This window comes from Anoxybacillus pushchinoensis, from assembly GCF_900111795.1.
GTDB lineage: Bacteria > Bacillota > Bacilli > Bacillales > Anoxybacillaceae > Anoxybacillus > Anoxybacillus pushchinoensis.
In genome coordinates this window covers 20666-32775 of sequence record NZ_FOJQ01000035.1, presented here as the reverse complement: position 1 = coordinate 32775, position 12110 = coordinate 20666, and the positions used below count along the sequence as shown (strand labels likewise).

Sequence of the window (12110 nt, the reverse complement as noted above, 5' to 3'; positions counted from 1 at the left end):
GAACGGACTTCGTCCTCCTTCCTTGACTTGGGGTTACATCAGGGGCAGGTTGACGACTACCCAACGACATAGGTCATGCCTATATCGCTACCGAGTGGCTCGGCATGTCTGTAGGCAGTACTTGACTTCCACGCACAACAGACGGATGTACGCTCGATGTTTTACGGTTGCAACGTTTCCTGCAACCAACTCCCTACATCGAGTAACGGGGATTGGAGTGCCTTGATTCAACGGTTTTCTCCACATTCTTATTCTATCATATACAAAAGAAAGGAGGAAGGGCGATTCCTCCCCGACTTTCGCTCTCGCTTAGAAGTCGGGGTCTCCTCGCCAAAGATGATGAAACTAAGAGTTTCAGCCGTTCAATATCATCTCCATACGATAAATTCTTTTGAAGAATTTGCTAATCAAGTGGAGCATTATATTAAAACAGCTCAAGAATTTGATGCAGATTTTGTTTTATTCCCAGAATTTTTTACTACTCAGCTCATGTCCATTGGCAATGAACAAGGGCAGCCTTTGACGATTCAAGAGCTTCCTGATTTTACTGAACAATATCGGTCTTTATTTATAAATTTAGCAAAGAAGACAAAGATGCATATTATTGGAGGAACACATGTCATCCGTAAAGGTGACCGATTATACAATGTGGCTCATTTATTCTATCCAGATGGAAGAGTCGCAGAACAGGCAAAGCTCCATATTACTCCTACGGAAGTAAAGGAATGGAACATGTCGCCTGGCGATGGTCTACAAGTGTTCGAAACCGAAAAAGGAACGATTGCGATGTTGACGTGCTATGACATTGAGTTTCCAGAAATTGTTCGCATAGCTAAAGCGAAAGGCGCTGATGTTATTTTCTGTCCTTCTTGCACGGATGATCGTCACGGATTCCATCGTGTCCGTTACACAAGCCATGCAAGAGCCATCGAAAATCAAGTCTATGTTGTCACGACGGGTACAGTAGGTTCCCTTCCGACGGTTGACTTTATGCGGGCGAATTTTGGGCAAGCAGCGGTGATTACACCGAACGATATTCCATTTCCTCCGCGCGGCATCTTAGTCGAAGGAGAAATCAATCATGATATGGTTGTAACCGCTGATCTTGATTTAGAACTGTTATATCAAGTTCGCGAAAGCGGTTCCGTCACTACATGGCGTGATCGTCGCACCGATCTCTATCCGGACTGGAAATAAGGTAAGACTAGCGCTCTTAAAGGAGGGAGAAAAATGTATCGAAAAGAATTTTACGTCTTTGACCAAGATCGGCCTGTTCCGGCGGTCATTCGAAATTATGAAGAAAAGGACTTTCCCGGCTTAATCCGCATCCAGCAAGAAAGTTTCCCACCGCCATTCCCATCTGAATTATGGTGGAACACGGAACAGCTGAAAAACCATGTTACTCTCTTTCCAGAAGGAGCCTTATGTGTAGAGGTCGATGGCGAAATTGCTGGATCGATGACAGGATTGATTGTTGACTTTGATCCGAATCATCCGGATCATACATGGGAAGAAATTACCGATAATGGATATATTCGTAACCATAATCCAAATGGAAATACGCTCTATGTAGTCGATATTGGCGTGCGCCCTGCTTATCGCAAATTAGGATTAGGAAAATGGCTAATGTTATCCATGTATGAAGTCGTCGTTCAATTGGGATTAGAACGTCTGTTAGGCGGAGGAAGAATGCCCGGCTATCATAAAAAAGCTGGTGAGATGACGGCAGAACAATACCTCGAAGCAGTCGTAAAAGGTGAATTAAAAGACCCTGTTATCACTTTCCTGCTTCGCTGCGGCCGTACCCCTGTTCAAGTGGTGGCTAACTATTTAGAGGATGAAGAGTCTTGTAACTACGCAGCGCTGATGAAATGGAAAAATCCTTTTTATACAGCAAAATCTGAACAAGGAGAATGATGAACATGGAATATCGGAGAATTACGAGTATTGAGGACCCTTTGTTTAAAAAAATGCACGAATTGATGCAAGAGGTATTTCCTCCTGAAGAAGTATTAGCATTCGATCTTTGGAAAGAGCCTCTTGAAGATCCGGGAATTCGTGTGTGTGTTGCTGTTCATGAAGGGAATGTCGTAGGTGCGACAGAGTACCGCTATTATGAAGATTTAAATGTCGCAATGACAGACTTCACGATCATTGGCCGAGCAGGACTTGGCATCGGCCGATTTTTAGCGCAAAAGAGGCTAGAAGATTTGAACGCTTGGGCAGCAGCAAACGGAAAGCAGTTATTTGGCATGTTTGCGGAAATTTATGATCCTTATCGGGTGGAACATTATGAATTTGGCGGAATTAAACCGATGGATCCATATGTCCGCCGTGAAGTATTGTCTCATCTTGGTTATAAGCGTCTTGACTTCCCTTATGTTCATCCATCTTGGAACAATGATGGAGAGGCTGTAACAGGACTGGACCTTTGTTTCCTTCCAATGGATGATAACGTAAATGAACTTCCAGCGGAGCTTGTTGTGAAGTTTTTGAAACGTTATTATTCTGTCTTATCAAACAAACCAAAGGCTTGGTATGAAATGGTTGAAAATCTTGAAACAAAAAATACGGTACCTCTTTTAAGCATTTAATGTACTAACGTCATATTCATTTAATTTCAAAAGTCCGAATTCAAAAAACTAAAAAATCCTTTATCAATTCAAATAGTGACAGTACACTTTGTTTATAATATCATAGTAGTGAAGGAGGTTGTTCATATGAGCAAAAAAGTATTAATTGTTACAGGAGATGCAGTGGAAGCGTTAGAGATTTATTATCCGTATTACCGTTTGTTAGAGGAAGGTTTTGATGTTACAATCGCTGCTCCGAAGAAAAAGAAACTGCATACAGTTGTTCACGATTTCGCTGATTGGGATACTTTTGTAGAAAAGCCAGGCTATCTCATTGATGCACATGCATCGTTTGCAGAAATCGATCCAACACAGTACGATGCGCTCATTATTCCGGGAGGACGTGCGCCAGAATACATCCGCCTCGATGAAAACTTGCCAAAAATCGTACGCCATTTCTTTGAAGCGAACAAACCAGTTGCGGCGATTTGCCATGCTTCACTTGTATTAGAAACCCTTCCTGATATTATGAAAGGGCGCAGCATGACCGCATACATTGCCTGCAAGCCAGGTGTAGAAGCAATTGGTGCCAACTATGTATCTGAACCAACTCATGTTGATAACAATTTCGTATCCGCTCATGCATGGCCAGATTTACCAGCATTCATGCGCGAATTTATTAAGTTATTAAACAAGTAAAATCGTTTGTTAAGGCGTTCTCCTATGGGGACGCCTTTTTGATTTAAACGACATTAGACACAAAGATTGATGAGCTGTTTTTACTTCTCAATCTAACACGAAGACGTATTCTCATGAAAAGGTAAGACATCTCATACTCCTGAGCGTGACAGGCATGACTCTAATGAAAAGACCGCAAAACGCTTCCTTTAAGAAACGCTTTGCGGTCTTTTTGTTCTTTGTTTATTAAGGTGAAAATTCAGTTTGATCAATTACTTGAATTAGTTTAAAATTTTGGTTAGGACTTAAAATGGTGATTAGGACTCCTTACACTATTCAAGGTTGGCATGTCTTTTAAACATCGTACTGGAGTCCAATCCTTTTTTCTCCATGCATCTCAATATGATCGCATCATAGAATAATAAGAGAGTTTGCTCAAATAGTGAGCCCATTGGCTGGATCGTTTTATATCCGCTGTCTGATTGGTCTTTCGGTGAACCAGGTAATTTAACAGTGATATCAGCTAATTGTCCGATGGTTGATTCAGGGAAAATCGTAACAAGCGCTACTGTCGCGCCTAAGCGTTTAGCTTTCTCAGCCATGGAAACTAACGTTTTCGTTTCCCCTGAACCGGAGCCGATGATTAAAATGTCATCTTGTTCCAGGTTAGGGGTTATCGTTTCTCCTACTACATAGGCGTCTAAACCCATATGCATCATTCGCATCGCAAAAGATTTGGACATAAATCCAGATCTGCCTGCACCAGCTACAAAAATTTTCTTTGCCTCAAGAATCCCCTTTACCAATTTTTCAGCTTCTTCATCAGCGATTAAATCGACTGTGCGATTTAACTCTTTTATGATTTCCGCTAAATATTGTGTAGTCTGCATAATTTCATTCACCTTGTTGGATCATTTTTTTCATTTCAGCAGCTACAGCTCGTTTATCTTTTTGTCCGGTAATACCGCCGCCGACAACGACAAGATCCGGTTTTGCTTTAATGACTTCTGGCAGCGTGTCTAATTTAATGCCGCCGGCGATGGCTGTTTTCGCATTTTTCACAACACGCTTAATTGTGTGAAGTTCTTCAAGAGAATCTTTTCCGACTGCTTGAAGATCGTATCCTGTGTGTACACAAATATAGTCTACACCAAACTCATCCACTTCTTTAGCGCGTTCTTCTAAATTTTTAACACCGATCATGTCAACCAAGATTTTTTTGCCTTGTTTTCTAGCTTCTTCAACGGCCCCCTTGATTGACATATCTTCAGCCACTCCAAGGATCGTGATAATGTCCGCGCCAGCTTCGGATGCTTTCATGACTTCATATGCAGCCGCATCCATGATTTTTAAGTCGGCTAGAACGGTTAAATGAGGGAATGCTTCTTTAATTTCCTTAACAGCTCTCAGGCCTTCATTAATAATAACAGGAGTACCGATTTCTACAATATCCACATACTCCTCAACTTCTTTCACAAGCTCTTTTGCTTCAGGAATATTTACAAGATCCAATGCTAATTGTAGTTGCATGAATTCTTACCCCCCCTAATAAAAATTGATTGTTTGTTGCGCAAGCGAACATATCTTTTCCGCTTGTACAGCAATCAGTATACTATGTATGATTTTCTTTAGAAAGTACGCACTTTATTTTTACATAGTGTTAAAAAGTATACTATTGGATATGATCATTTCATTCTCGGAACACCTGTCTTCCTTTTTCAAAATGTGTCTAACAACATCTGACCGATGCGTATGTCGAAACATGAATTTGAACGTATACCGATAAATTCCCTCCTTTCCTCTTCAACCGTACTAATATGTACTTTCTTTCGCCATTTTGCAATAAATCCTCATTTTTTCAAAGACATTCGTTGGCTTCACAAAATGACAAAACAGTAGTAAAATTCATATAATCATATAAGAAAGGTGGGAATAAACAATGAAAGAAACGAACCGTTCAATCCCCCGTCCGCTTGTAAGAGCCAATCAATGGTTTATTGTTATTAGTGTTGTTGCAACATGGCTGTCAGGACAAGAATGGTTGCTTGCTTTTCCATTAGCTGCTGGATTGCTTGGATTATTCTTTGATTTTAATCCTGTTATGCGGTTGGCAAAGTTGTTTTTAAAGAAGCATCCTTCTGAGTACGTCCCAGAAGACGCCGAGCAGCAGCAGTTTAATCAAGTCATTGCTGTCATCTGCCTTTCTGCCGGCTTAGTAAGTTACTTAGCTGACTGGATGGTCGTTGCCTATATCTTCACAGCGATGGTCGCGTTAGCAGCATTTGTCGCTATCCTCGGATTTTGTATCGGATGTTTTATTCGTTATCAATGGCAACAATACCGCTATAAAAAAGCCTCTAATCATTAGTGTCGTACAAAAATAGGGGCTGACCTGATTCCAGTAAAGTGTCATACCCCACAGCTGTGTATTAAATAGACACTTTATGAGTGAAGTGACCCTGTCTACTTGACAGGGGTCACTTCAAAGAAAGGTTTTCTTTATTTTAAATATTTTAAAATAACATCATAACAAGTATTTTTATAAAACTCATGAAGATGATCCTCATCACGCATTAACCACTGAATGAGGCATCCATCAATGATCGAGCGAATCATTTTTGAAGCTGTATCCGCCTGAATGTCCGCTGAAAATGTTCCTTCCTCTTGTCCAAGCGCAACAATGTCGCGTCCGATTTTCCAACAGTTTTCGTAAAATTTGAGATTAATTTGCCGATATTGTGGATTTCGGCTGGCTTGTGCGATAAAGTCAAGATACACTTTATAAAACTTTTTATTCTTTTCTGGATCGATAAACACCGAATGAATGTATGCCTCTAACTTTTCGATCGCCGTTGTTTTCTCGCTAACTGCTTTATGCTCATGTTGATAAATCCGATCCGTCACCCATTCCAGCAAGCTTAAAAAAACATCTTCCTTATTTTCAAAATAATAATTCGTAACCCCTTTGCTTACAGCGGCATAATCCGCGATATCTTGCAATGTCACCGTTTCGTATCCTTTATCGGAAACTGCTTGAAAAGCAGCCCTTAAAATTTGCTCTCGCCTTTCTTCTGCCTTTTTCTTCATCCAATCCACCCCTCAAACTTCGATCATAACGACATTATACATGAATTTTTGATAAAAAATATTTTGACCGGTCAGAATAATTTTGTTATCGTTATAGGTAAGAATATGAAAAAACGAAATGGGGGACGTCAAGTGGACCAATTCAAAGCGCTAGTAGTGAACAAAACGGAGACAGATTTTACGGTGAATGTGAAAACCGTCTCCATCGAGGACCTTCCAGAAGGAGATGTTGTCATTAAAGTTGCTTATTCCAGCGTTAACTATAAAGATGGATTAGCATGCATTCCGAATGGAAAAATTGTAAAATCGTATCCATTTATCCCTGGTATCGATCTCGCCGGTATTGTCGCCTCTTCTAAGGATCCGCGCTTTAAAGAAGGAGACGAAGTCATTGCAACGAGCTATGAAATCGGCGTGTCACATTACGGAGGCTACAGTGAATATGCCCGCATTCCTGGAGATTGGATTGTCCCTCTTCCAAAAGGATTGACATTAAAAGAAGCAATGGCTTTAGGAACGGCAGGGTTTACGGCGGCATTGTCCATCCACCGCTTAGAAGAAAACGGATTATCCCCTGAAAAAGGAAAAGTGCTTGTAACAGGAGCCACTGGCGGAGTCGGAAGCATCGCGGTTTCCATGTTAGCCAAACGAAACTATCACGTTGTTGCAAGTACGGGCAAAGAAAGCGAACACGAATATCTGCGCAAGCTTGGCGCAAAAGAAATCATTTCTCGCGAAGAAGTCTGTCCAGAACAAATCCGTCCGTTAGATAAACAATATTGGGCCGCGGCTGTTGACCCTGTCGGCGGGAGAACTCTCGCCACGATCCTTAGCCGAATCCAATATAACGGCTCCGTAGCTGTCAGCGGGTTAACAGGTGGCGCAGACGTTCCAACAACCGTCTTCCCGTTTATCCTTCGCGGCGTCAACTTACTTGGCATTGACTCCGTCTATTGCCCGATGGAATTACGAAAACAAATTTGGGAGCGCATGGCCACTAATTTAAAACCTGATAAATTACTGGATTTGATTGCACAAGAAATCACCCTTGAACAACTTCCTGAGGCATTATCGAATATTCTAAAAGGCAAACTGCGCGGCAGAACGGTTGTAAAACTAGCATAGTTCAGTAAGAAAAAATCTATATAAATACAGGTTGATTTTCGGACATATTTTGAGCACGCTTTTTATCTGACTTAAACTCTTTGTTTATGTCGATTTTTCAATTTGAGCTTATCACTAGCGTCGCATAAATAAGTTTTGAAATTTCAGATTTTATTTTTCTGGAAAATCAGCGAAAAACGAAAACACCTAAATAAAGTTAGTAATTACCTATAGCTTAAGACGAGTGCAACAACTAAACCTTCTTTGTATAGTAATCTAATTGATAGGCTTTCACCATATCGTCAAATAAGTTGAACTGAATTGGTGAAAATCATTGTTCAAATGATGTTTTTCGTGTAAACTTCTCCATAATTGTGGATCCTTTATATTGGATTTGGATAGGGTTACTACCACCAAACCATTATAAAGGATTTTTTATGCGAAAATATATTTGCAGAAAATTCAGATTTATTATGTCTATTGATATTTTTTATGAGACACTAGCGAATTAATTTCATATTTTTAAATTTTTATAAAAAATATTGAATGAATATAAAAATAATGATAGTATGATAATCGTCTAACGAATAAACAAACTACCGTCTAAAATCATGCTGCATCATTTTATCATTAGAGATGGGGGGAATTGATGTGATTGTCACAAAAGAAAACTTGAATCCGTATGAAATTGTCAAGAAGCAAATCGAAACGAGTCAGTCAAGACTTTGTGGAGAACATTTTTTCGGTTCACTACGGGTGTTGTCAATCACTAGTTAGCGAACCATTTTCAGGAATTGATATCGTAAGCGCTTTCGGACTCTCATCCCTCATCTTGAAGTGATGATATTGTATTCCATTTTTTTACACCCAACCAAAATCCCGAAGCGCCGACAACGCTTGATGGATCGGCGTCCCGGATGACCGCTGCAGACACGGTAGATTCTGACGCACCACATCTGCCCACAACCGTCCTGCCTTCCGTTTGGCCTGTTCAACCCGCTTGGACTTTGTTGAGGCCGAGACAGCCGTTCGGGTCTCTTCTTCCTCCACCAACTGCCCATTTCTCCGCCAAATCCCGTCGATTCGGGCTGCCATTTTTTTGTGGTACCGTTATCTACTACCAAATCCCCTCCAAATATAATTGCAGCCAATCCTAGTATGGTAATTAATATATTTTTACCCCACCTGATGTCCTCAGGAACTGGTTCGTCTGCTTTCTCTTTCCGACTTTTTAGGCCAATCTCAATTAAATAGTACATAAAGATGGATAAGAACAATAAAAGAATAAATCCATCACTGCGTGTAAGTAAGTTGCTACTCGATCCTTGCAATGCAATATCACTCATAAGAATTAGCAATGCTACACTTGCGAGTAAGGCAAATGGGATTTCTTTTCTAATGGTCTCACTTTCAACTCTCAAAGGATATAAGAATGCTGTGACACCTACAATAAGGGTACTGTTAAGAATATTGCTTCCCACTACGTTACCAAGTGCAACATCTGCATTTCCTTTCAGTGCTGCAATAATACTGACAGTCGCTTCCGGTGAACTTGTTCCAAAAGCCACAATAGTTAACCCGATTAAAATAGTTGGAACCCGGAGCAGTTTGGCAATATTGGAAGATCCGTTTACAAAGAGGTCGGCTCCTTTTATCAATAATGCAAAGCCGATAATCAATAAAATATAAGTCATTGTTTATTCTCCTTAACTCATTTAGTTTCTATTATTTTCTAATTACTATTAATACAATCTCTTAATTTGAAAAGAGGATAAGCACTATCTAACGCATTATTTAATGCGTTAACGATTTTATCATCTAAATCTGGTACCGTCAAGAATTTTGTGTAATGTAAGATAGATAGGGTATCTCTGAAATGGATTTAGAATAGAGGGGGATATTTCCCATAGCCATCAAGTTAAGAATTTGGGCCTTTGTACACCGTTAAAAACATGGTATCCTTTCTAGCGAATACTCTTCGTTAGAAAGGATTTTTTCTATGGAAAATCAAATGCAAGCATGGATGAAAACCATCCGCCAACTTTTCTCGCCTGAGACATTGACTCATCTTGCTCAAGAAACAGGATTTATCCAACGAAAACGAGCATTAACGGCAGAAGCATTTTTGACTCTTTGTGCATGGGGAGATGGCTCACTGGCACAACAATCACTCCAACGGTTATGTACGTCTCTCACGCTCCGCCATGACTGTTCCCTGTCCAGCGAAGGATTGAATCAGCGCTTTACCGAGCGAGCCGTGGCGTTTTTGCGAGAAGTGTTTTTCCTTCTCCTCCAACGACAACGCCCATTGCTTTGGTCCACCATCCAAACCTACCGGACGTGTTTTACTCGCTTGCGGATTTTGGATTCGACCAGTTTTTTGGTTCCTGCCGACTACGGGGAGGACTACCGAGGTTCCGTCTCATCAGGAGCGAAAATTCAGTTTGAATATGACTTGTTGTCTGGTGCCTGTCTTCAACTATGCGTTCAATCAGCCAATGACTCGGACGCCCGTTTTGCCTATCATGCCCAGCACACGATTTTGCCGAATGACCTATGTATTCGGGATTTGGGCTTTTTCTCCGTTGCCGCACTAACCGAGATCGACGCCCGAGGAGCGTATTATATTACTCGGCTCCGTTCCGATATGAAAGTGTATATCAAAGAGAATAGCCAGTGGAAGGAATGGGATTGGGAATCTCTTGGGAATCAATTAAAGGAAGGGGAATCAGTAGAAATGGAACATGTATACATCGGGCATGAGCGTTTGTATATCCCACGCTTGATTTTTCGACGTTTGACGGAAGAAGAATGGCAAAAACGGATGGCGTATGTGCGAAAAAGGGAAAAAAGAAAAGGGAAGGCGCTGACACGCCAAACCCTCGAACAAAAGAAATACCACATCTTACTGACTAATTTACCACAAGAGTCGTTTGATGGGCAACAGGTTTATGAGCTTTGAGTCAGTCAAGACTTTGTGGAGAACATTTTTTCGTTCACTACGGGTGTTGTCAATCACTAGTTATCGAACCATTTTCAGGAATTGATATCGTAAGCGCTTTCGGACTCTCATCCCTCATCTTGAAGCGATGATATTGTATTCCATTTTTTTACACCCAACCAAAATCCCGAAGCGCCGACAACGCTTGATGGATCGGCGTCCCGGATGACCGCTGCAGACACGGTAGATTCTGACGCACCACATCTGCCCACAACCGTCCTGCCTTCCGTTTGGCCTGTTCAACCCGCTTGGACTTTGTTGAGGCCGAGGCTGCCGTTCGGGTCTCTTCTTCCTCCACCAACTGCTCATTTCTCCGCCAAATCCCGTCGATTCGGGCTGCCATCGCCCTCAGAAACGCCCGAAGCCCTTGGTCTTTCCAGCTGCGGCGGGATTTCACCCGATGCGCAAACCGGCTCATCACGCTCTCGGCGTGGCCCATCGGACGCATGCCGGTCGTCTCCACCCCTTGCTCCGACAGCCACTCCCGATAGTCCCGGATGCATCCCGGCATCGACTCGATCCGACGGATCATGGCAGCCATCTGCTTCTCTTTCGCTTCGTCCTCCAACGTGCCGACCGCGCTGTTCAGCTCCACCAGAAGCCCCTCTTCGTCTTGTTTCGCCAGCTTCTTCCGCACGTCCCGCCAACGCGGATGGCCGAACAGACACTGACGCAGCTCCCGCGCCACATGAAATCGATCCAGCTGAAAGCAGGCTCGCTTTCCAAAATACTCCCGGCAGGCTGTGATCCACGACGCCGCGTCGCCGTTGATGATCAAAAGGTCCCGGCACGGGTCATAGGCATATTCGTTCATCAGCCACTCTTCAAACCGTTCCCACACGTCTTCCGCCCCTTCATGGAGGTAGTGGCGCCGGTTTACGAGCTTGAGCTGCGAACCGTTTCGTTTCCATCCCTCGTGAACCGCCAGGATTTTCTCTTCTTTCGCCCGTTTCCCTTTCCCCTGGCGGGAAATGAACAGCCCATCCGCCTCCACAAATAGCACTCGGCCGTGCCGTTTGGAAACAGGGTGGTGCAGCGAGACAGGGGCCTCCAGCACCAGTTGGCGAATCGCCTCGTGGCTCATGACCGCATACCCCACGATCGACTCCAACGTACGGGCCGCTTTGCGGTAGGAAGAGCACTCTACGGCCAACTCGACCGCCGTTTCCTCGAGGCAAGGGCTGATCGACTGCGCTCCATCAAAGCCCAGTTCGGCATCCAGCAAGAAGGTATACGCCCCCGCCTGCCGATCATAGTAGTAGTTCCGTCGAAACGTCACTTCTCCAAACAGCGTTTGGATCGTGGTCGGCCGTTTGTCTTTCAGCTGATACCGGCGCTTGTCCCGCGCTTCCGCCAGTTGTTGATCAATCTCCTCCAAAAGGGCCGCCAACAAGACAGCGAACACCTTTTGAAGAGTTCTGACTAATTGTTCCTCCAGCTCTTTTAATAAAGGCCATTCTGTGGTAAGATGTTTCATGGACTCTCTCCCTCCTGTTTTATGGATGTTGGTCATCACCATCATAGCAGGGAGAGAGTCCTTTTTGCATGACATTTGCTTTTTTCTACCGCGCTTCGCTTGGTGGCCCCGACGAGCGTCGCGAACAAAAGTTCGCAACCCTCGTCGGGGAATCATTCCTGAATGTCACCCACAAATATTTTACTCACAC

At 42.9% G+C, this 12110-nt stretch carries 11 protein-coding genes and 2 pseudogenes; 7 read left to right on the top strand and 6 right to left on the bottom strand.

Going from position 1 to position 12110, the window contains the following annotated elements:
* Nucleotides 1–339: 339 nt before the first annotated feature.
* The 4 genes from BM213_RS10080 to BM213_RS10065 all read left to right on the top strand — a co-directional run bounded on the left by BM213_RS10080 (nt 340) and on the right by BM213_RS10065 (nt 3272).
* Nucleotides 340–1197 (top strand): carbon-nitrogen hydrolase family protein, encoded by an 858-nt coding sequence (locus BM213_RS10080; RefSeq protein WP_091703683.1) that lies wholly within the window; start codon nt 340–342, stop codon nt 1195–1197.
* A 33-nt stretch (nt 1198–1230) separates the two neighbouring features.
* Nucleotides 1231–1917, top strand: a complete 687-nt coding sequence (locus BM213_RS10075) for a GNAT family N-acetyltransferase (RefSeq protein ID WP_091703677.1) — start codon at nt 1231–1233, stop codon at nt 1915–1917.
* Nucleotides 1918–1922: 5 nt separating this feature from the next.
* Complete coding sequence (locus BM213_RS10070) at nt 1923–2594, top strand: GNAT family acetyltransferase (protein WP_091703675.1); 672 nt, start codon at nt 1923–1925, stop codon at nt 2592–2594.
* Between the two features lie 126 nt (nt 2595–2720).
* The gene (locus BM213_RS10065) at nt 2721–3272 is read left to right on the top strand and encodes a DJ-1/PfpI family protein (RefSeq protein ID WP_020961363.1); all 552 of its coding nucleotides are present in this window, start codon (nt 2721–2723) and stop codon (nt 3270–3272) included.
* A gap of 311 nt (nt 3273–3583) precedes the next feature.
* Here BM213_RS10065 and hxlB read toward each other — a convergent pair whose 3' ends face one another.
* Together hxlB and hxlA are read right to left on the bottom strand one after the other, a co-directional pair.
* On the bottom strand, nt 3584–4141 hold the full coding sequence (gene hxlB, locus BM213_RS10060) for a 6-phospho-3-hexuloisomerase (protein ID WP_091703672.1): 558 nt from the start codon (nt 4139–4141) through the stop codon (nt 3584–3586).
* Between the two features lie 4 nt (nt 4142–4145).
* On the bottom strand, nt 4146–4781 hold the full coding sequence (gene hxlA / locus BM213_RS10055) for a 3-hexulose-6-phosphate synthase (RefSeq protein WP_091703670.1): 636 nt from the start codon (nt 4779–4781) through the stop codon (nt 4146–4148).
* Nucleotides 4782–5190: 409 nt separating this feature from the next.
* Between hxlA and BM213_RS10050 the strand changes: the two genes are divergently transcribed.
* Entirely contained in the window at nt 5191–5619 is a 429-nt protein-coding gene (locus BM213_RS10050) for a DUF4395 domain-containing protein (RefSeq protein WP_091703667.1), read from the top strand.
* Nucleotides 5620–5750: 131 nt separating this feature from the next.
* Here BM213_RS10050 and BM213_RS10045 read toward each other — a convergent pair whose 3' ends face one another.
* Nucleotides 5751–6338: a TetR/AcrR family transcriptional regulator gene (locus BM213_RS10045; RefSeq protein ID WP_091703664.1), complete on the bottom strand. Its 588-nt coding sequence runs from the start codon at nt 6336–6338 to the stop codon at nt 5751–5753.
* Nucleotides 6339–6470: 132 nt separating this feature from the next.
* Between BM213_RS10045 and BM213_RS10040 the strand changes: the two genes are divergently transcribed.
* On the top strand, nt 6471–7463 hold the full coding sequence (locus BM213_RS10040) for an NADPH:quinone oxidoreductase family protein (protein WP_091703662.1): 993 nt from the start codon (nt 6471–6473) through the stop codon (nt 7461–7463).
* Nucleotides 7464–8303: 840 nt separating this feature from the next.
* Here the strand turns inward: BM213_RS10040 and BM213_RS10035 are convergent.
* A pseudogene (locus tag BM213_RS10035) lies at nt 8304–8543 on the bottom strand (ISLre2 family transposase); the annotation flags it as partial.
* Nucleotides 8544–8545: 2 nt separating this feature from the next.
* Nucleotides 8546–9136: pseudogene (locus BM213_RS10030) on the bottom strand (sodium:calcium antiporter); the annotation flags it as partial.
* A 305-nt stretch (nt 9137–9441) separates the two neighbouring features.
* Here BM213_RS10030 and BM213_RS10025 point away from each other — a divergent pair.
* Nucleotides 9442–10404 (top strand): IS4 family transposase, encoded by a 963-nt coding sequence (locus tag BM213_RS10025; protein ID WP_244149251.1) that lies wholly within the window; start codon nt 9442–9444, stop codon nt 10402–10404.
* 148 nt (nt 10405–10552) lie between these two features.
* On the opposite strand, the gene BM213_RS10020 is transcribed toward BM213_RS10025, so the two are convergent.
* Entirely contained in the window at nt 10553–11920 is a 1368-nt protein-coding gene (locus tag BM213_RS10020) for an ISLre2 family transposase (RefSeq protein WP_091703659.1), read from the bottom strand.
* Nucleotides 11921–12110: the final 190 nt, after the last annotated feature.